Source organism: Ensifer sp., from assembly GCF_031989085.1.
Lineage (GTDB): Bacteria > Pseudomonadota > Alphaproteobacteria > Rhizobiales > Rhizobiaceae > Ensifer.
In genome coordinates, this window is sequence record NZ_DALZXU010000002.1 from 320002 (window position 1) to 341257 (window position 21256).

Annotated in this window: 15 protein-coding genes and 2 pseudogenes; 11 read left to right on the forward strand and 6 right to left on the reverse strand. The window is 60.7% G+C overall.

The window, feature by feature from the left end; genetic code table 11:
* Positions 1-145: 145 nt before the first annotated feature.
* Entirely contained in the window at positions 146-391 is a 246-nt protein-coding gene (locus RTP54_RS14380; protein ID WP_312363641.1) for an NAD(P)-binding domain-containing protein, read from the reverse strand.
* 44 nt (positions 392-435) lie between these two features.
* On the reverse strand, positions 436-678 hold the full coding sequence (locus RTP54_RS14385; RefSeq protein WP_312363643.1) for a hypothetical protein: 243 nt from the start codon (positions 676-678) through the stop codon (positions 436-438).
* Between the two features lie 618 nt (positions 679-1296).
* On the opposite strand from RTP54_RS14385, the pseudogene dnaE2 reads away from it, so the two are divergent.
* Positions 1297-1620 (forward strand): annotated as a pseudogene (gene dnaE2, locus RTP54_RS14390) (error-prone DNA polymerase); the annotation flags it as partial.
* A gap of 146 nt (positions 1621-1766) precedes the next feature.
* Here dnaE2 and RTP54_RS14395 read toward each other — a convergent pair.
* On the reverse strand, positions 1767-2108 hold the full coding sequence (locus tag RTP54_RS14395) for a helix-turn-helix transcriptional regulator (protein ID WP_312363645.1): 342 nt from the start codon (positions 2106-2108) through the stop codon (positions 1767-1769).
* Positions 2109-2829: 721 nt separating this feature from the next.
* On the opposite strand from RTP54_RS14395, the gene RTP54_RS14400 reads away from it, so the two are divergent.
* Positions 2830-7983 carry a putative Ig domain-containing protein gene (locus tag RTP54_RS14400; RefSeq protein ID WP_312363646.1) on the forward strand — a complete coding sequence of 1718 codons (5154 nt, stop codon included), beginning with the start codon at positions 2830-2832 and terminating at the stop codon, positions 7981-7983.
* Between the two features lie 204 nt (positions 7984-8187).
* On the opposite strand, the gene RTP54_RS14405 is transcribed toward RTP54_RS14400, so the two are convergent.
* Positions 8188-8931 (reverse strand): response regulator transcription factor, encoded by a 744-nt coding sequence (locus RTP54_RS14405; protein ID WP_312363648.1) that lies wholly within the window; start codon positions 8929-8931, stop codon positions 8188-8190.
* A 78-nt stretch (positions 8932-9009) separates the two neighbouring features.
* Here RTP54_RS14405 and RTP54_RS14410 point away from each other — a divergent pair, with 78 nt between their 5' ends.
* From RTP54_RS14410 to RTP54_RS14420, 3 genes and pseudogenes are all read left to right on the forward strand, one after another.
* Positions 9010-11019, forward strand: a complete 2010-nt coding sequence (locus tag RTP54_RS14410) for a sensor histidine kinase (protein WP_312363650.1) — start codon at positions 9010-9012, stop codon at positions 11017-11019.
* A 288-nt stretch (positions 11020-11307) separates the two neighbouring features.
* Positions 11308-11547 (forward strand): hypothetical protein, encoded by a 240-nt coding sequence (locus tag RTP54_RS14415; protein ID WP_312363651.1) that lies wholly within the window; start codon positions 11308-11310, stop codon positions 11545-11547.
* Between the two features lie 86 nt (positions 11548-11633).
* A pseudogene (locus tag RTP54_RS14420) lies at positions 11634-11915 on the forward strand (PIN domain-containing protein); the annotation flags it as partial.
* Positions 11916-11975: 60 nt separating this feature from the next.
* Here the strand turns inward: RTP54_RS14420 and RTP54_RS14425 are convergent.
* A complete protein-coding gene (locus RTP54_RS14425) occupies positions 11976-12872 on the reverse strand; it encodes a LysR substrate-binding domain-containing protein (protein WP_112807040.1) in 897 nt (298 codons plus the stop codon).
* Here RTP54_RS14425 and RTP54_RS14430 point away from each other — a divergent pair.
* From RTP54_RS14430 to RTP54_RS14455, 6 genes are all read left to right on the forward strand, one after another.
* Positions 12802-14040: an arginine deiminase family protein gene (locus RTP54_RS14430; protein WP_312363655.1), complete on the forward strand. Its 1239-nt coding sequence runs from the start codon at positions 12802-12804 to the stop codon at positions 14038-14040. The two genes, RTP54_RS14425 and RTP54_RS14430, sit on opposite strands and share 71 nt — an antisense overlap.
* A 12-nt stretch (positions 14041-14052) precedes the next feature.
* A complete protein-coding gene (locus RTP54_RS14435; protein ID WP_312363658.1) occupies positions 14053-15126 on the forward strand; it encodes an ABC transporter ATP-binding protein in 1074 nt (357 codons plus the stop codon).
* Positions 15127-15171: 45 nt separating this feature from the next.
* Positions 15172-16281 (forward strand): ABC transporter substrate-binding protein, encoded by a 1110-nt coding sequence (locus RTP54_RS14440; protein ID WP_312363659.1) that lies wholly within the window; start codon positions 15172-15174, stop codon positions 16279-16281.
* Between the two features lie 2 nt (positions 16282-16283).
* Positions 16284-17132, forward strand: a complete 849-nt coding sequence (locus RTP54_RS14445) for an ABC transporter permease (protein ID WP_312363661.1) — start codon at positions 16284-16286, stop codon at positions 17130-17132.
* Positions 17133-17141: 9 nt separating this feature from the next.
* On the forward strand, positions 17142-17921 hold the full coding sequence (locus tag RTP54_RS14450) for an ABC transporter permease (RefSeq protein ID WP_312363663.1): 780 nt from the start codon (positions 17142-17144) through the stop codon (positions 17919-17921).
* 297 nt (positions 17922-18218) lie between these two features.
* Entirely contained in the window at positions 18219-20135 is a 1917-nt protein-coding gene (locus RTP54_RS14455; RefSeq protein WP_312363665.1) for an adenylate/guanylate cyclase domain-containing protein, read from the forward strand.
* A gap of 108 nt (positions 20136-20243) precedes the next feature.
* Here RTP54_RS14455 and doeB read toward each other — a convergent pair whose 3' ends face one another.
* Positions 20244-21254 (reverse strand): N(2)-acetyl-L-2,4-diaminobutanoate deacetylase DoeB, encoded by a 1011-nt coding sequence (gene doeB, locus RTP54_RS14460; RefSeq protein WP_312363667.1) that lies wholly within the window; start codon positions 21252-21254, stop codon positions 20244-20246.
* Positions 21255-21256 lie beyond the last annotated feature (2 nt).

Here is a 21256-nt window from a genome sequence, read left to right on the forward strand (position 1 = left end):
ACCGCACAAAGGGCGTTCTCATCTGTCGATGGGCATTGACTGCACACTCAAGATGAATGCGTTGGATCGGATCGTTCGCATGGAGGCACCACCACGCGAAAGGAAGCTCGCAGCGTGCTGTGGTGCCGCGTACAACGGACCGCATTTAAGAGAATCTTTGCCCGGCCGAAATTGCGCCGTCGAGATAGCTTCCTCCACGGGCCTCCACCCACTGCTCGCGATGGCGAGCTTGCTTCGGCGTGCCTGACGTGAGTTGGACGAGGGTCTTTCCTTCAAGCAAATCGGTTGCGTGGCACTCATCGAGGACGATCGACGTTGCAGCGTAGTCCGACAAGCAGACGATGAGCGTACTGCTGCTGGCAATAACAGCGGCTGGCGTTTCCGCCTTCAAGCGCCGATGCTCTCCAGAGCGCCCGTTTTACGGAACCTTACATGCTATCTGATAAAACCTGGGTATTGCACCTCTTCACGATTCACGCCCTTGGAATCCAATCGAATTGGAGCAGGCTCCGGCTTGTCTGCCATGTAACGATGGGCGGCAAGCCAGTCGCGCAGAATAGTCTCAATCGCGGTGGCTCGGCCGTCTGGCGGAGGCAACAGGTCGGTATCGGTCATGTAGGCCGCTAGCCCTGTTTCGATATCATCTGCAAAAAGAGGGACGTCTGCTGAATTGGCCATGGCAAGCTCCTGTGACTTCAACATGATAACGAGCTTTAAGGGTGCCGGTTCCCGCGACCAGGGGTCTGAAATACTCAGCGTGTTGGCTTGGGGTAATGGGCGTCAACCCGCGGAAGCGACGGGCCGCGTTATAATCGTTGGAAAGGTGCAAAAAAGTCGGCCCCTGTGGAAAGGGGCCGATGAAGTGTTTGTCGGGGGACAACAGATAAACGCGGCGTCTCTCGCTATGTTCCGTAGCGAGAGATACTCGGCCATTTTCTAAAGCGCTTCCCGGTCCCCTATACCGCTCGGAAAAGGTGAAACCAATCGGGATACGAGGGCTTCGTCGCTATCGTTGGCCAGGCGTCGTATAATCTGCATCTGGTCCGGCTCGATGTTGATACTCCGCTCTGCGGAGATGGCCATGGCGCGTAATCCTGTCGGAGGCGAAAGCGCGTAGCATCTTGGGGGCAATGGCGCCCGTGTAGAGATCAGCAGATGGCCTGTTGTGCGCTGTTTTCGGCCGGTAGCGAGTCTAATCGCTGCGGTTTAAAGTTTAGAATCGCAGTACTTGCCTCAAAGCGTGGGACGCTGATGCTCCGGGGACCCGAGCTTAACCCTTGCGCAGAACCATCGGCCGCGGCCAACGTGGTCGTCTGGCCGAAACTGTTTGAACGCAGCCGTCATGTGGTGCTCGGATCGAGCATGATGGCGATCAATGGCCGCATCCAGCGCGAAGGGGAGGTCGTTCATTTGATCGCTCAACAGCTGTTCGACCTGACCGGCGATCTCTCCTCCCTTTCCGAGCGGGATGAGGCTTTTAGGTTGCCGACCGGCCGTGGCGATGAGTTCGCGCACGGATCGCCTGGCAGCCCGGACTCGCGCGAGAGACCCCCACGCGACATATTCATTCCCGACCTACATATCGACACGCTGAAAGTGAAGAGCCGGAACTTTCACTAACCATATGGGCCACGCGTTGAAACCCTTAGCATGATCAACCGGCCAGCGAACCTCGTGGTTTCCGGCGCAAATATCTGCGTCAGTACCATCAGGTTTTGCCCGGACACTCGCCCAGATGTGACTTCGGAAATGTGGTCGCGTGAGGATTACCTTGCCCCGGCGATCTCGGTGCAAATGTCTTCCAGTCTCCGCTGCGCGGCGAGCAGCTGCTCATCAATGACGTTTGGCGGTCGCCGTTCAGGTATGTGGGACTCCACCGATGGGCCGATGACCTCCATGGGATGCACGCCAAGCGCTTCGCACATCAAGATGAGCGCAGGCACCGTTATCTGGTGCCTGCCATCTTCGTACCGCTGGACGTCCTGCGTGGTGATGCCAAGTGCGGCGGCCAGCTTCGCTGCGGAGCATCTTCGCTCGAGCCGCACCTCGCGTATACGCTTGCTGAGCTCTGCGCAAAGTGCAGTTGCGCCATCAACTTGTGTTGCCATGGGCACTTCACCTCACGCGGCAATGACCTGGCTCAGCATGTGGTCTGGTGACGGTTTGAGCAATTTGGCCATTCGCGGTAGTCGTATGAAGCCGGAGGATCGAGAGGGGTAGAGTGGCTAACCGCCTGCGCGAATGATGCCATGCCGACACTCTTAGGGACCTTTTCTCCACCTTCCTGCACGTAGCGGCAGCCGAGTCGGTTTCCATGGGCAGATGCAGGTTCTGCGGTCGATGTCATCGCGTGAATGCGCGAGCAGCTCGCCCGCTAGGGTGCGGGCAGTGGACAACGCAGGCCCGGTGTTCTGGAGCCCGACGTGGCGATCTTCGATTTCTGCCTGCTGTTGCAGTGAAGATACGCATTTCGTTCCCTGGCGTTACATGGCGTTCCATCTTGTTCCTTCCATCACAAATTGTCGGCCTTGATCACCCGTCATGCCATTGCATAGGTGACTGAAGATTCATGTGTTTTGCCAAAATCACTTTGCTTGAAGCAGCAGCGATGGGGAAACACGACCAAAACGTGAGTGGCCTTGGGCAACGGGCCGGTCATGTGGCGGGGGAACGAGGGCTGAGGGTCTCACCACGATGGACTGCGTCTTATCGCGCCTCCTGGCGAAACACTTGGCATCAGATGAAATGCGTGGGGGCATTATGCAAAGAAACGTCTGCGGCAAGGGTTCCAACCTGGCTGTCCAATTCACCTTGTTTATCGTGTTGGCGTTGTCCGTACTTTTTGGCGCTTCAATCGGTGGCGGCGCCCAGGCAGCCGAGCCCCCTTCGAATGATGCGACGCTCTCCAACATCTGGGTGGGGACGGGCACACTGACGCCATCCTTCGACCGGCAGGTCACGGAATATTCGGTTTCCGTCCCTTCCTCGACGACGACCATCTGGATGAACGCCGACACTTCTGATGCTGATGCGAGGTATTATGCGGGTGGATCCTGGCGCTCGTCGGGTTCGTCCTGGGGTAACAGCCTGGTTTATGGCAACAATACCGTCACGATCATCGGCCGGGCGGCCGACGGCGTGACGACCAAGACCTATACGGTAATCGTCACCCGCCCCCCTGCAGTGCCGATGTTGACCGGAGCGAGCCCAGCGACGGGGACGACGACCGGCGGAACGTCCGTGATGCTGACGGGCACAAACCTGACGGGGGCGACGGCGGTCACCTTCGGCGGGACGGCTGCAACAGGCTTTGTCGTCAACAGTGCCACGCAGATCACGGCGACAACCCCTTCGCGTGCGGCCGGTGCTGTCAATGTCACCGTGACGACGCCGGGCGGCACAGCCACCATTTCGAATGGCCATACATATCTGTTGCCGACGCTGGCACTATCCCCTGCAGCCGGTTCTCTGCCCGGCGGCATCACCGGAACGGCCTACAGCCAGACGGTGACGGCTTCGCTCGGGACGGCGCCCTATCAATTCGCCGCCTCCGGCTCGCTGCCTGCGGGGATGTCGATCGATGTAATGACCGGTGTCCTGTCCGGCACGCCGAGTGCGGCCGGCAGCTTCGCCTTCACCGTCGTTGCAGCCGACGCCCACGGGGCCACAGGCTCGGCAACCTACACGCTCGACATCGCCCAGGGTCTGCAGCCGCCTGTCGCCGCCAATGTGACGGCCACGGTCAACGCCAACTCGTTGGCCAACCCGATCACGCTGGCGATCACGGGCGATCCCGCAGGCAGCGTTGCCGTTGCCCAACAGGCCTCACACGGCAGCGCGATGGCCACCGGCACAACAATCACCTACACACCGACTGTAGGCTATTTCGGTCCCGACAGCTTTACCTACACCGCCACCAATGCGGCCGGCACCTCGTCGACGGCCACCGTGACGATAACGGTCAACGCACCCCCTTCGAATGATGCGACGCTCTCCAACATCTGGGTGGGGACGGGCACACTGACGCCATCCTTCGACCGGCAGGTCACGGAATATTCGGTTTCCGTCCCTTCCTCGACGACGACCATCTGGATGAACGCCGACACTTCTGATGCTGATGCGAGGTATTATGCGGGTGGATCCTGGCGCTCGTCGGGTTCGTCCTGGGGTAACAGCCTGGTTTATGGCAACAATACCGTCACGATCATCGGCCGGGCGGCCGACGGCGTGACGACCAAGACCTATACGGTAATCGTCACCCGCCCCCCTGCAGTGCCGATGTTGACCGGAGCGAGCCCAGCGACGGGGACGACGACCGGCGGAACGTCCGTGATGCTGACGGGCACAAACCTGACGGGGGCGACGGCGGTCACCTTCGGCGGGACGGCTGCAACAGGCTTTGTCGTCAACAGTGCCACGCAGATCACGGCGACGACCCCTTCGCGTGCGGCCGGCGCTGTCAATGTCGTCGTCACGACGCCGGGCGGCACAGCCACTCTTGGCAACGGCTACACATATGTCACCCCGACGCTGGCTCTATCGCCTGCGGCCGGTTCTCTTCCCGGCGGCACCACCGGAACGGCCTACAGCCAGACGGTGACGGCTTCGCTCGGGACGGCGCCCTATCAATTCGCCGCCTCCGGCTCGCTGCCTGCGGGGATGTCGATCGATGTAATGACCGGTGTCCTGTCCGGCACGCCGAGTGCGGCCGGCAGCTTCGCCTTCACCGTCGTTGCAGCCGACGCCCACGGGGCCACAGGCTCGGCAACCTACACGCTCGACATCGCCCAGGGTCTGCAGCCGCCTGTCGCCGCCAATGTGACGGCCACGGTCAACGCCAACTCGTTGGCCAACCCGATCACGCTGGCGATCACGGGCGATCCCGCAGGCAGCGTTGCCGTTGCCCAACAGGCCTCACACGGCAGCGCGATGGCCACCGGCACAACAATCACCTACACACCGACTGTAGGCTATTCCGGTCCAGACAGCTTTACCTATACAGCCACCAATGCGGCCGGCACCTCGTCCACGGCCACCGTGACGATCACGGTCAGCGCACCGACGCTGGCACTATCCCCTGCAGCCGGTTCTCTGCCCGGCGGCATCACCGGAACGGCCTACAGCCAGACGGTGACGGCTTCGCTCGGGACGGCGCCCTATCAATTCGCCGCCTCCGGCTCGCTGCCTGCGGGGATGTCGATCGATGTAATGACCGGTGTCCTGTCCGGCACGCCGAGTGCGGCCGGCAGCTTCGCCTTCACCGTCGTTGCAGCCGACGCCCACGGGGCCACAGGCTCGGCAACCTACACGCTCGACATCGCCCAGGGTCTGCAGCCGCCTGTCGCCGCCAATGTGACGGCCACGGTCAACGCCAACTCGTCGGCCAACCCGATCACGCTGGCGATCACGGGCGATCCCGCAGACAGTGTTGCCGTTGCCCAACAGGCCTCACACGGCACGGTGATGGCCACCGGCACAACAATCAACTATAGCCCGGCGGCAGGCTATTCCGGTCCAGACAGCTTTACCTATACAGCCACCAATGCGGCCGGCACCTCGTCCACGGCCACCGTGACGATCACGGTCAGCGCACCGACGCTGGCACTATCCCCTGCAGCCGGTTCTCTGCCCGGCGGCATCACCGGAACGGCCTACAGCCAGACGGTGACGGCTTCGCTCGGGACGGCGCCCTATCAATTCGCCGCCTCCGGCTCGCTGCCTGCGGGGATGTCGATCGATGTAATGACCGGTGTCCTGTCCGGCACGCCGAGTGCGGCCGGCAGCTTCGCCTTCACCGTCGTTGCAGCCGACGCCCACGGGGCCACAGGCTCGGCAACCTACACGCTCGACATCGCCCAGGGTCTGCAGCCGCCTGTCGCCGCCAATGTGACGGCCACGGTCAACGCCAACTCGTCGGCCAACCCGATCACGCTGGCGATCACGGGCGATCCCGCAGACAGTGTTGCCGTTGCCCAACAGGCCTCACACGGCACGGTGATGGCCACCGGCACAACAATCAACTATAGCCCGGCGGCAGGCTATTCCGGTCCAGACAGCTTTACCTATACAGCCACCAATGCGGCCGGCACCTCGTCCACGGCCACCGTGACGATCACGGTCAGCGCACCGACGCTGGCACTATCCCCTGCAGCCGGTTCTCTGCCCGGCGGCATCACCGGAACGGCCTATAGCCAGACCGTGACGGCGTCAGGCGGCGCTGCGCCTTATGTCTACGCGCTGTCGAACGGTACACTTCCGGCAGGGCTGGCACTCGACGGCGCTACGGGCACCCTCTCCGGCACGCCGAGGACGGTAGGCACTGTCGGCTTCACCATCATGGCCACAGACGCCCACGGCGCAAAAGGTTCCGTGGTATATGCGCTCGCCGTAAAGGCGCCGGTCGTCGCCTTTACATTCACGCCGGCGGCGGGGGATCTCGCTCCAGCGATGGCAGGCGAGGACTACCGGCAGCAGATCGCGGCTACTGGAGGTGCGGCACCGCTCCTTTACGGTATCGCGTCAGGCGCATTGCCGAAGGGAATGGTTCTCAACGTCTCGACTGGGGAGTTAACCGGTCCGCTCGATGCGGCAAGTGAGGGCAGCTACACTTTCACAGTCGCGGTCGGGGACAACAATGGCGCAACTGGTACTGCAACCTACAGCATGACGGTCAAGCCGCGCGAAGTCACTGTTTCCGACAAGGTGGTCAATGTTTCGGAAGGCGCCACGCCAAGCGACGTCTATCTCAACCGCGGCGCCACCGGTGGACCGTTCGATGCAGCGGATGTGACATTCGTGGAACCGGCCAATGCCGGCACGGCGTCAATCATTCGGGGACAACTCGCTCAAGCTGGACCGATCGGCGCGCCGGCGGGCTGGTATCTGCAGTTCACTCCGAATCCGGGATTCAAGGGCTCGGCGAGGGTTGGCTTCCGCCTTGTCAGCGTCCTTGGCACGTCCAACACGGGCACCGTCACCTACAATCTATCCTTTGCCCCAGAGGAGGTGGCTGGTGATATCGACACGCTGGTAGATGGCTTTGTCACCACGCGCCAAGGTCTGATTTCCTCGAGCATTTATGTTCCAGGTCTGCTCGAGCGGCGACAGATGCAGCAGGCGACGGATGCCGTCACCGCGCGCATGACACCGTCGGAAGACGGCATGACAGCCAACTTTTCCACCAGCCTTGCCCAGATGGATGCGTCCCGAAATGCCGCCGACGGTATCGAGAGCGCGGCTCTCTCGCCATTCAACGTATGGGTCGATGGCGCCTTCATCATGCACAAACGGGAACAGAACGACGGCAAGTGGGGCAGCTTTGCGATGCTCAACCTCGGCGCGGACTATCTGGTGACGGAACGTGCATTGGTGGGCTTTTCCTTCCACTACGACCGGATGCGCGATCCGAGCGATGCTGATGCGGAGTTGACCGGCAATGGTTGGCTCACCGGCCCCTATGCCTCGTTCGAATTGGGCAAGGGCGTGTTCTGGGATACCAGCTTGCTCTACGGAGGCTCGGTCAACGATATCGACACCGCCTTCTGGGACGGCAGTTTCGATACCAACCGCTGGATGGTTGATACTGCGGTGAAGGGCTACTGGCAGATCGATGAGGCGACAGTCCTCACACCGAAGCTGAGGGCTGTCTACTTCAACGAACGGGTGAAGGACTACACGGTGCGTAATGGCACCGGTGACAAGATCAGCATTGAGGGTTTTAACGCCGAGCAGTTCCGCGTCAGCCTCGGAGCCGAGATCGCGCGCTCTTTCACGGTGGAAGACGGATCGGTCCTGACGCCGAAGGTGGGCGTGACAGCCGGCTATGCTGGACTTGACGGTACTGGCGCTTACGCCTCGATCAGCGCCGGGGTCTCGCTTGAGACCGCCAGTTTCTGGATGCTCGATGCAAGCCTCTTGCTCAACGTCGAGGCCGACGGACGCAAGTCCGTTGGTGGCAGAGTTAAAGCGGCAAAAGCGTTTTGACGCTTCTGCGGGGCCGACGTGCTGCGGCCCCGCATTCAACGCGGCCCCTGGATAGCGGATTAAGACCGCAATGAGGTCCAGATGCTACCGGCGAAACCCCAAGGGCGCACATGACGAGTGGAGACATGAGCACCTTGCAGGCTGTCCCCGGTTCTTCAATCTGGTTTCACGGCGGGTTTAGAGGATAAGCGCGTCACCGAGCCGTTACGTCATGATGAGCGGAGGAATGAATCGAATGCCGAGATTGTTGACGCTGGTCAGCGGCGCCTCCAGGCCTGCATCCGAGAATTTTTGCCGCAGACGGCGAAGGACCGCGTCGAGTGCACGGTTTTCCGGTCCCGGCGTCCCGTAGCCGAGGATTTCCGACAAGGCATAACGCATGATCGGCTCGCCTTTCTTGCCGACAAATTGCTCGATCAACAGGATCTCGCGTCCCGAAAGGTTAATCAGGCGTCCGTCGGGCGATACGAGACGCCGCAACAGCAGGTCCAGTTTCCATGTTGTTGTCGCGGCAGGGACGGCCCGCTGAATGCGCCGCGCGAGATTTCGTACAGCGAGCAGCAGCTCCTCGCCGGCCACTGGTTTTGTCATGTAGAGATCCGCGCCCTCCGCGTAGCCCCGAATGCGGTCCGCTTGTCCCGTGCGTGCCGTCAACATTATAACCCCGGGACGCATGGCGTCGCCGACCATGCTTGCGGCGAGATCGAAGCCGTTGGCATCGGGCAAATTGACGTCCAGGATCGCGACATCGAAGCTTTTGCTATGTCTGGCTGCATGAAAAGCCGTGCCGCTGTCGGCTTCAGTTACCAGCATGCCGTTCAGGCGAAGATTTTCGGCCAGTCCCTCGCGCAGATCGTCATCGTCCTCGACGAGCAAAATGCGGGTGAGCGGTTGTCCGCCGCCATAGGCTTGTGAGGGAGTGAGCATTATGCATTCAACCGAGAGCATTTGACCTTCCTATCGGAAGGTGGTTGCTCCTATAGCATGGGAGCTGTTGTTCGATAATCGCGACCCATGACATTGCACATGTTTTCACGCTCCTTCCTGGCCTCACTGACCGTAATCATTTCCTTGTTCGTGGCGCTGTCATCCCAAGCACAAGGGCTGAACCCTGTAGGAGTGTCGGTTGATATTCGCTACCTCGTCGATCCCACACGGAACCTGAACCTCGAAGCGGTGCTTGCTCTGCAGCCGGAGCGTTTCCATCGACATGATCGTTCGGACATTAACTTCGGATATACGCGCGACGCCGTCTGGCTACGAGTGTCGATTGAAAGCGAGAGGGACCGCACGGTTCTCCTTTCCATGTCGCCCAACTTTGTGGATCTGATCGATATCTACGCCTTTCCTTCAAACCACCTCAGCGTAGCCGCACCAGTCCGGCACGTTTCGACCGGCGATCACAGACCGTTGCCTTCCGACGGCCTATCGGGGTTGGACGACATGTTGGAACTCGACCTCAAGGCTGGCAAGGCCACCGTGACTTATGTCCGGCTCGCCGCACTTGGCTCCGCGATCACGACGAACGTTCAGGTTTATGCCAAGGAGGACGGCCCCCGCCGCTCGGCTGCGACTGCACTGGTCACTGGTGTCTGGTTCGGCAGCATGGGGATGCTGGTCGTCATTCAGCTCGTCTTCTTTTACTATGATCGCAGACCGCACTACCTGCTCCTGGCTCTCTCTACCCTCCTGGCCGGCGTTGTTTATACGGGAACGCTCGGGCTCTCCCGCGTTTTCCTCTTTCCGGAAGGTGGCATGGAAAATGATGTGTTTGTGTCGGTATCCGTATGGTTGGGTCTCACCGCGAGCACACTGGCCGTGGCATACATTCTCGATCTGAGGGAAAATAACCTGTGGCTACACCGGCTTTTTCTCGCAGGTTCTGTCCTTGGTCTCGTCGGCGCCGTTTTCGGGGCCGCCGGTTTACAGCAGACGTTTGCTCCAGTCGGAAGCCTGGCCAGCATGTTGCTGGCGACCTTGGCGGCTTGGCAGGGATTACGGACCGCAAAATCCGGTGGCGCCGCCACTCAATTGCGCGCAGCGGCCTATGTCGTGTTTTGGGTTGGCGTGATTGCCGTCATGGTACAAAGAACGGCACTTGTCGACCTGCCCAACTGGGTCGCTCACACCTATGCGGTTGCCTGCGTCGTGCAGACGATCCTGCTCACCGCCGCACTCGGGGTACGCCTGCGGGCCGCAGAGGCACTCAATCTCGTGATGCAGCAACAGGCGCTAGCCGCTGCCAAGGCGGCCCAAGTGCATGCCAATGCGCTGGTTGAAGAGCGGACACGGGAACTCGCGTCAGCGCGTCGGACCGCTGAGGACGCGTTGCAGGCGGAGTTGCGATCACAACAACAGCAGGTACAATTCATGGAGGTGATTTCACACCAGTACCGTACTCCCTTGGCGGCCATCCGAACGCATGTCGACAACATAGGCCTGAGCCTGCCGAAGACCGACGAGGCGAACCGGAGCCGGCTCGAGCGCGTCTACAAGGGGATTCTGCGGCTGGTGGAGGTGCTCGAAGTCAATCTTTCACGAGCCCGGTTGCAGGGGCCTTCGTTTAGGCCAGTCCTGCAACGTGTGCTCGTTGCCGAGGTCGTGGCGGCGGCCGCAAATCGCGGGCGCGACTTGTTGCAGAGCACGATTGTGACAGACATGGCACCTCACGCTGCAGACGCCCGCATCTATGGCGACGCTGACATGCTCGGGATCGCGATCATCAACCTTCTCGAAAACGCGGAAAAGTTCAGCCGCTCCCGAAGCCGTCAACCGATCCGGCTTTCATGCGAGATCGGTGAAGCGACCGCGGTGATTTCAGTAAGCGACAAGGGGATCGGCATCCCGGCCGGCGACCTTCCGACGATTTTCGATCCGGCACGGCGCGGATCGAATGCGCACGACATTGAAGGTTCCGGATTGGGACTGTCTCTGGTGGCACGAATTAGCGCGGCGCATGGTGGTACAATCCGCGCCGAAAGTGTTCCAGGCCAAGGAACGCGTGTCGCGATCGAGATCCCTCTGTCACGCGATTAAGGAGATGCGAGCGGCATACGAGATGAATGGAATGAGACCCGTCCGGGGACGAGGGCACATTTTCATTCCCGACCTGCATATCGATACGCTCAAAGTGAAGAGCCGAGATTTTCACCAGCCATCTGGGGGCCGCGCGTTAAGCCCTCAGCGACCATCGCCCGCGGAACAGAAACCGTGTCCCAGAGTTAGAAGAAATCGGCGCCAGCCGGCGCGCTGGTGGCTGGCGTTTGGACCCGTCAACTGGCGGTCCAGATCGCTTTCGCTTCGTAATGGACATGGACGATGCGTATGAAGAGTTTTCTTGAAATCACATTCGGACCTGGGGACCTTCGCACTGTCGAAACAGTGCTTATCGAGTGGCGGGAACAACATTCGCTGCCGAGAGATCACCCGGATAGCGCGCTTGCCGCGGCCATTCTTCTCAGTCTTTTTCGCTCGGGACATGACACCGTCGCCAAACTTCAAGCCGCCGCCAGGCTGCATAAGGGCCTGAGCGAGCTCGCGCCCGATGATGAGCGACGACTTTGACGCAAACGGATAGCGTTGTGCGATGCTTCGCCTTCAGATTAATTTTGATCGGCCGTTTCCAGCCCATGACGCGACAGATTGAGATGCCCGAGAAGAACTTGTCCGTCGTGGAGGGCTTCGCTGCGCGCCTTGAGGTCATCGATTACGTTCACGTCGCAGCGAGCCATACTGGACAGTTGCGCGCAGAGCTTGCCCGTAGCGGTACGCCGATCGGACCATATGACCAGCTGATTGCCGGACATGCGCGCTCCAGGAGGTTGATACTCGTCACAAACAACCGGCGCGAATTCGACCGCGTTCCTGGTCTACGGGTCGAGGATTGGACGGGTCCGCCGGATAGGCCGGCTTTGGATACGAATGCACCATGAGTAAACGCCGCGGCCCAGCAAAAAATCGCGGCTGAGACGAGACGTCGAGGGCATTAGCCGTCAATCAGTCACGCTCTTGGCTTCATTGAAGAGCCATTCGATGAAGACTTTTGAAAGTGGCGAGTTTTCACGCCCCTTCTGTGTCAGCACATAATAGCCCTTGGGTGACGCATTGAGCGAACCTTTCAGTGGCCGAACCAGTGCACCCTGCGCCAATTCCTCCGCAGCCGTGATATTGTCTCCCATTGCGATGCCCAGCCCGGCGCGAGCAGCTGCGAGATTCTGGTTGAAATCCTGAAAATACAGCCGTCGAACGGTGGCTGGAATGGATTGGCCCTGTGCCTTAAACCAATCATTCCAGTGGGTCGCTCCGATGCCATCAAGAAGGACGTGTCGGAAGAGATCACGGTTGCGCTTGATCCCGCCGTCGTGATTGAGGAGCACCGGGCTGCAGACCGGAAAGAACTCCATCTGCTTCAGAAGCCGGGCCTCCAGCTTGCTGGAGCTTGGCTCGCCAAAGGTGATCGCAAGGTCTGGAATACCGTCCTGAAAAGGATCGGTTAGCTCGGCAAGCGACATCAGCTGCAGTTCAACGCGCTCAAAGCGCGCATAGAACTTGCCCAGCCGCGGAATGAGCCAGCGCGTCGCGAATCCGGGCATGCAACGCAGAACCAGTCTTCCGGCGATCGGATCTCGCTGCAAACCGTGGACCGCCTCATTGAGGAGGCTGAAAGACTGACTGATCTTGGCGTGAAGCTCCTGACCTTCGGGAGTGAGCACGAAACTGTCGCGCGACTTGCTGGCGAGCGGGAAACCGAAATGCTCTTCCAACTGACGGAACTGCTTGCTGATCGCGCCGGGCGTGACGTGGAGCTCGTTGGCGGCCTTGGTCAGGCTTTTGTTTCGCGCGCTTGCTTCGAAAGCGCGCAGAGCATTCAAAGGCGGCAATCTGCTCAACGAACCAGCTCCCGTCGCATGTTTGAGAAAAACTCAAGTTGACGGAGAAATGTATTCGTTATGGATGAGAAAAGCTATCCCATATGATCTGCTCATAAACACGGTCGGGCCACCCAAAAGAGGCTCGGGCGCAGGCAGCAAAAGGGGAATGAATGTGAATGCGATCCCACCGAAGAAGCGTGACCTCTATTCCGCCACCATCAAGTACTTTGGATCCGAGCCCGAGCCGGCGTTTGAAGCACCGGAGCGCCTGAGCGCTCTGTGGGGCCGCAATTGGGGATGTGACAATGATGTGGGCGCCTTGCGGTCGGTACTGATGCACCGTCCCGGCAATGAATTCTCTATTATCGATCGCACAAAGACGATTGCGGAAACCGGCACATACGGCGACCTCGATGCTGGATGGTACTGGCAGAGCGACATCATTCCGGAACTTTCTGAACTGCAGGCGCAGCATGATGCGTTGACCGACCTTCTGCGCCGGGAGGGTGTGGAGGTCGTCCTGGTCGAAGGCGTCGATGGGTCGCGCTTCAAGTCGGTATACACTCGCGACTCCTGCATCGCCGTCAAAGGTGGCGCAATCGTGCCGCGGCTGGCGCCGCGCATGCGGCACGGAGAGGAGCTACCCGTCACCCGGACACTGGCAAAGCTCGGCATGCCGGTGCTTCGCACCCTGCACGGGACGGCCATGGCCGAGGGCGGAAGCTTTGCCTGGCTGAACAGCAAGACCGCCGTCATCGGCCGCGGCATCCGCATCAACGACGATGGTATCGCCCAGATTGCCGAAGTCCTGCGCTATCAGGGCGTAGAGCTTATCGTCGTCGATCTCTGCGGCTACGACATTCATATCGATGGCCACTTCCTGATGATCGATGTCGATCTGGCTTTGGTTTGGGCGCGAGGGTTGCCCTTCAGTTTTCTCGAGAGATTGAAGCAGCTCGGCATTCGCACGATCGAGATGAACGAGGAAGACAACCCGTGGATCGTCAACGGATTGGCGATTGCGCCGGGTCGCGTGATCATGCCACGCGGTCTTTCGGATCGCACCCGCGAGGCACTTGCCCGAAACCGCGTCACCGTTCTTGAGATCGACTATGACAAAGTCCAGCTGAACGGCGGCGGTATTCACTGCTCGACGAGCCCGCTCATTCGCGATCGCGTCGATTGAGGTTGGTCATACATGGTCGTCCATCTTGCCATCATGAACGCACGCAAGTGCTTCGGTGCGTTCGAGGCGCTGAGGAGTGTCTCGCTTGACATCGAGAAGGGTGAGTTTCTCACCTTTCTCGGCCCGTCCGGCTCCGGGAAATCCACATTGCTGAATGCGATCGCGGGTTTCGAGCCACTGACGCAGGGTCGCATTCTAAAGGACGGGGGAGATATCGGTCCTTTGCCGCCGGACAAGCGAAACTTCGGTATGGTCTTTCAAGGCTATGCGCTGTTTCCGCATTTGAGCGTCGCCGACAATATTGCCTTCTCGTTGAAGGTTCGTGGCGTCTCACGCGACGAGCGGGAAAGGCGCGTCAACAGGATGGTCGATCTTGTCGGGCTTGGTGGTCATGCCCATAAGCGCCCAAACGCTCTTTCTGGCGGGCAGCAGCAGCGCTGCGCGCTTGCCCGGGCCCTGGTCTTTGAACCGGAACTGCTGTTGCTCGACGAACCGCTGTCGGCACTGGACAAGAACCTTCGTGAGCAATTGCAGGATGAACTGGTCTCCATCCATCAAAGGACCGGTACGACCTTTCTGTTCGTGACACATGATCAGGGCGAAGCACTTGCGATGTCCGACCGCATCGCGATCTTCAATAAGGGGGCGATCGAGCAGGTCGGCCGACCTGATGATCTTTATGACTGGCCAAACTCCCGTTTCGTCGCTGAATTCCTCGGGACGATGAACATCATCCCGCTGGGGCCGTCCGCCAGCGCCGGAGAGACGTGCCATGCCGGGTTCCGTCTGGAAGCGGATATCGAGACATGCTCTCGATCCGCGGCAACCGGAGCTTCGGTGCTGGCGATCCGGCCGGAGCGACTGACGCTCCACCGCCACCGGCCTGAGGCGGCTGCCAACGTCCTGCCGTTCCGGGTCGATGCGCTGGTCTTCCAGGGATCGAGCGTCATCGTGAAGGGGAGTGCGCCCGATCAATTGCCGCTCACCTTGTCTGTCGCGCGTGTCGGTTTCGACGAGGACTTGGCAGTCGGGCAGGACCGTTGGGTGTCCTGGAGCAGGAGCGACGCAAGACTTCTCGAAAGTTGATGCAAACTGAATACCACAAAGTCAAAAAACAAAAGGGGAATAACGATGAACAGAAACCTGACGGACGATTGCCTCGATCTCCTGCAATCGCAACACGCGGCGGGCAGGATCGACCGCCGCACCTTTCTTGTCGGTCTCGCCCTTCTCGGCGGCGCTTCGGCCATCGGCGGCGGGTTCGCCCAGGCTGCCGACAAGCAACTTGTCGTAACGAACTGGGGCGGCGACGCGGTCGACGCATTCCACAAGGCGTTGACCGGCACCTACGCGAGCGAACGCGCCGTCGACGTCAAGATCAATGGTTCAGGCCCCACGAAGGGGGCGATGAAGGCGCAGTTCGAAAGCGGGGCGGTCAGCTGGGATGTTTGCGACGCCGACCCAGGCGCGACCAAGTCGCTCGGCGAACTCGGCATGATCGAGCCGATCGACTACGGCGTCGTTGACCGCGACCAGGTCCAGCCGGGCTTCGCCTATGAATTCAGCGTGGCAAACTATTTCCTCAGCTACGTGATTGCCTACGACGCCAAGAAGTTTGGCGACAACCCACCCACGTCATGGGCCGATTTTTGGGATGTCGAGAAATTTCCGGGCAAGCGCTCGCTCTATAAATGGATGTCAGGTTGCATGGAGGCGGCGCTATTGGCCGATGGCGTGCCTGCCGACAAGCTCTATCCGCTCGACGAGGACCGCGCGATCCGCAAGCTCGAAGCGCTCAAGCCCCATGTGCTCAGCTATTGGGATTCAGGCGCTGAGAGCCAGCAGCTGATGCGTGATGGCGAAGTCTCGATGGCGCTGATGTGGCACACCCGCGCCAACCTCGTCGAGCAGGATACCGGTGGCGACGTGCGCTGGACCTATGCGCAAGGCATCCTCGCACATTCGGGTTGGGCGGTCATCAAGGGAAACCCGTCGGGGCGTGCTGCCGCGATGGATTTCATAAGCTATTGCCAGGACCCTCAGCGCCAGATCGAGCTGTTGCGCGCGCTCGGTTGCGGTGCGGCCAATCCCAAAGCCCAAGATCTCGTTCCGGCCGATCTCAAGCCGCTGGATTGCAGTTCGGCGGAAAACGTTGCGCGGCAAGTGCTCATGGATATGGATTGGTACGCGGCGCGTTCCGACAAAGCACTCGACAAATACCTGGCAATGATTGCGTCGTAGCCATGGCAATCATTTCGAAACCACCTTTGTCGCCAATCGGCATGCAGATCATGCTGTGGGCACTGCCGGCACTTCTCGTGCTTGCATATGTGCTTCCCTTTGCCGGCGTGGCGCTCTGGAGCGTCACCCGGCCTGCGCCCGGCATGGAAAACTATGTCCGCATCGTTGCGAGCCCTGATCTGCGGATGATCCTCTATCGTACCGTACTCATCTGCGGGGTGAGTACGATTGTCACCGTGCCGCTGGCCTATATTCTTGCGTACTATTGGGTGATGGGCCGGGCAGTGACCAGCCGGCTGATGGAGATCTGCATTTTCCTTCCGTTCTGGATCTCGGTGCTCGTGAGGGCCTTCGGCTGGGTGGTGATCTTGCGAAACAATGGACTGGCCAGCGACTTGGCCACCTATCTGGGCCTGCCGGCCGATATGCTTGCGACAGGCCGGAGCGCGACCTCGGTCGTCATCGGCATGGTGCATTTCATGGTGCCGTTCGCGGTCCTGCCGATGGCCTCGGTGATGCGTAAGATCGACCACCGGGTGCTGCTCGCCGCCAACGGATTGGGTGCTGCAGCTCCATACGTTTTCTGGCGTGTCTTTTTGCCCATGTCGGCGCCCGGCATCTACTCCGCACTCTCCGTCTCCTTCATCCTCTCGCTCGGGTTCTTCGTCACGCCGATGGTTCTGGGCGGCGGGCGTGTGACGATGATTGCGGAGGGGGTCTTTGTGCAGATGTTCCAGACGGCCAACTGGGGGCTCGGTTCGGCACTCGGCATCATCCTCATGCTTTTCGTGCTCGCCGTGCTGTGGCTCGTCCGGAGCGTCGTCAAGCTCGATCAATCCGTTTCGCGCTAGAGGTGGGGCATGCTTGGAAAATCACGCTTCGGGATCGTTGTGGCGGGGGTAGTCGGGCTCTTTCTGCTCCTGCCGCTCGTGGCCGTCGTGCCGTTCTCCTTCACTGCGAAGCGATTTCTTTCGCTGCCGGGTGGCGAGTATTCGCTCCGCCACTACTGGGCGCTTCTGGATACCGACACCTGGCTCGCCAGCATCGGCACCAGCTTCTTGATCGCAATCGTGTCGAGCATCGTGGCGACGGTGCTTGCGACGACATTCGCGCTCGGCATCTGGTTGTTGCGGCCGCGACTCGCGGGGATCGTCACCGGGTTGGTGCTGCTGCCGATTGTCGTTCCGCCTGTGACGTCTGCCGTGTCCATCTATTTTCTGCTGGCCCAGATCGGATTGCTGGATACCATTCCCGGCGTGATCATCGGCCATGTCGTTGTCACGGTGCCTTTTGCGGTCGTCGCCATCATGGCCACCCTCAACAGAATGGACCGGACGCTGGATCAGGCCGCGCGCATTCTGGGTGCCAGTCCGTTCCAGTCGATCGGCCTGGTCATCCTGCCCAACATACGCTTCGGTCTGTTCACCGCCTGGTTCATCAGCCTGGTGATGTCCTGGGAGGAGAGCTCCGTCACGCTGTTCATCAGCGGCGTCAACGTCACGACGCTGCCGAAGAGAATGTGGGACAATCTGCGTCTCGATCTGGATCCCGCAATCGCGGCCATCTCCGTGTTGATGACGCTGTTAACAGCACTTGTAATCATCCTGCGGGGCAGTCGTCAGCAAGGCCAGACCTCGTGACGGGCTCAAGCTCTGTCAGGGGACACTGCTTGTAAGATACTCTCTTGCCTGCGGAGCCCCGCAGACGTCGGCCGCCGCCGCTTCGCTCGTCTGGCCGAGAACCGTACCAACGCGCTCGTCCCTTGGCGATGACGATGAGACCCATTCTGCGAGAGGTTTGCTTTGAAAGGAGCAGCATCTGGCCGCGGATAGAGGTGCCCGATACTGGCCCGTGACGGTCCCTTCGTTGCTGACCTGCAGGCCATTTGCCGCGGTAAGACCGCTTGCAAATTCGGGGCACTTGAGGACATTGGCGGCATGAGCACCTCGAAAGAGCCGACACACCAAACACGTCCTGCGGCCAAATGGCGCCGCATGCCGATCGCCGCCGTCATGGCCTTGAGTTTCGGCGCGCTGGTACTCGTATCCGTGGGCGGCGTTCTAGCCTTGTCGGTCGGTGCCAACGTTCGCAACACGCTCGATCTGCTGGGCGCTCAATCCACGCTCCTTGTCGATGCGATGGAAGATCTGCTTCGTGCCGAAATGGGGGGCGCCGAGAATGCCGTCGATGGTGTCGCCCAGCTCTATGCTCAGGGTGACTTCGAGATCGACGAGGCAACGATGTCGGCGGCGCTTGCTGGCGCTCTCTCGGCAACGCCGGGCGCAAATGCGATGTTGCTGTGCACCCCTGACCTGAAGTGCAGAGGCACGGCTCGTGGCACGCGCGGCGTTCCGAGCGGCGAGATTCGGCATTTGCCGGCAGCTCAGGAGGAATCACCACAAGTCCGTGCAGCGCTTGAAAGTCGACGACAACTGAAAGGGCGCCAATGGGGTGCATACGTTGCCAATGAGCATGGGCTGTTTGCCAATGTTTCGACGCCGCTTGAACGTGGCGGTGAAACGCGGGGCTGGGTGATTGCTGCCGTAGAGCTGCAGAAACTCTCCGAAATCACGCGCGAATTGTCGTCCCGGTTCGGCACGCATGCCTTTATTCTGGATGGCGACGGAACGGTTCTGGCTGATCCTCGCCTAGCAGATCCGAGTTCGGGCGCACTTCCTTTGACGCCGCTCGCAGCGTTCGGTGACCCGGTGCTGGCCCGCTACGGCGAACGCTCGACGGAAACGGAATTCAGTGCCAAACGCGGTCGCGATATCGAGGTCGCAGAAATCAGTGTCGAGGGCCCATCCGCATCGGACGGCTTCTTTGGCGCCGACAGCTATATCGCCATCACGCGCCAGATCACCGGCTATGGCGAGCGACCCTGGACGATTGGGGCGTATTTCGAGACCGGGCAGATCGGAAACGAACTCGAACGCGTCATGGGATCGGCGCTGCTGGGGCTTGGCGCGATGGGCGCGGCGGTCCTGGTCGCCGTCCTTCTGGGCAGGCGTATTTCTCGCCCTATTCAGGCAATCGCGGGTCAAGCCTCGCGTGTTGCCAACTTCGAGCTAGAGGGTGTGGAACCGCTGCCGCGCAGCAGGGTTCTGGAGCTGGACGAGCAGGCATCGGCCTTCAATGCGATGCTTGTGGGGCTTCGTGCATTCTCGACCTACGTGCCACGTTCTCTTGTTTCGAAGCTGGTGCGAACGGGACAGCCGGGGATCGCGGAACCTCGCGAAGCCGTCGTCACTGTCATGTTCACGGATATCGCCGGCTTCACAACCTTGTCGGAACGCATGGATGCCGCCGCTGCGGGACAGCTCCTCAACCACCACTTTGGCATTCTCTGCCGCGCAGTCGATGCGAACGGCGGCGCAGTCGACAAGTTTCTGGGCGACGGCATGCTGGCTTTTTTCGGTGCCCCGGATCATCTGGATGACCACGCGGCCGCCGCCGTCCGGGCAGCCGCAACCATTCGCCAAGAACTGGAGAATGACAACCGAAGAGGCATGGCTGAAGGCCGACCACCGCTGCGCGTGCGCATCGGCATTCACACGGGTCTCGTCATTGTCGGCAATATCGGTGCTTCAGACCGCGTGAACTACACCATCGTTGGCGACACCGTGAACATCAGCCAGCGGCTGCTCGACGTGGGCAAGCAGGCACAGCCGGATGCGCCTGCCTGCATCACTCTTTCCAGCGAAACGGCCTCCAGGCTGGATGGGACCTTCACGACAATTCCCATGGGCGAGCATCTGCTGCGTGGACGCGGCGAGGCGACGGAAGTCGTCCAGCTCGGCGAGATCGCAGGGCTAGCGGCGGCGCACCCACCCACAAGCCGCGGGGGCGACTGACCGCGTCAGGATCGACGTCGACGCGAGGGCTTCGTGACTTGCGCCCGCGCTGATCGATGCCATCGAAGGCGTTACAACCCTTATACTTCAGCTGGCCGGTGTGCCGGCTCACACAACAACGGCGACGACCGCGACGCAATCTCCCGGCTTGACCAGGCCGGGAAAGTGCCGGGCGCACAGGATGCCGTCCATCTTCGCAATGACTTCGGTCGGCGTGGCGCCGGTCTTGCCTATGGGGTGGATGCGCGCGACCACTTGACCGGTTACGACGCTCTCTCCCATGTCGACCAGGGGTTCGATCAGCCCGGCATCCTCGGCGAAAGAGAAGCAATCGCCATCGGGCATGTCGAGCCATTGCGTGCGGCCCACGGCCGCGCTGCTTTCTCCTTTCAGGATGCCCGCCTTGCGCAGCACGTTGGCGACGCCCTGTTTGGCAACACAGGCGCTTTTGGCGGTCGCCGTGCCGCCGCCGCCAAGTTCCGTCGTTATGAAGATCTTGCCCATACCCTCCGCTGCGGTGTCGTACATGCCGACCGCATCGATCTCGAGCATCTTCATCGAATACGGCGCGCAGAATGCGTCGACGAGTTCGAACGAGAAGGCTTCCTGGCGCTTATCCGGCAGGATATGCGCTGCGCAGAACGGCAGGAAATCGAGCGTCTTTCCACCGGAGTGGAAATCGAGCACGATATCTGCGAGCGGCAGCAGTTCACGCTGGAAATAGTCCGCAATCTTTTCGGTCACCGTGCCGTCGGGCTTTCCAGGGAAGCTACGGTTCATGTTGCCCCGGTCGATCGGCGAGGTGCGCGTCGCCGCAACGAAAGCCGGATAATTCATCGCCGGCACGATGATTACCCGACCGGCGACGTCTTCGGCCCTCAGCGTCCGGGCGAGATCGAAGAGAGCGATCGGCCCCTCATATTCATCGCCGTGGTTGCCGCCGGTTAGAAGGGCTGTCGGCCCTTTTCCGTTCTTTACCACGGTAATGGGGATCATCACCGAGCCCCAGGCGGAATCGTCGCGGCTATAGGGCAGCCGGAGGAAACCGTGCTGGACGCCGTCCATGGAGAAGTCCACCGTCGGCGAAATCGCCGACGGACGAAGCGCTGAAACCGTCATGG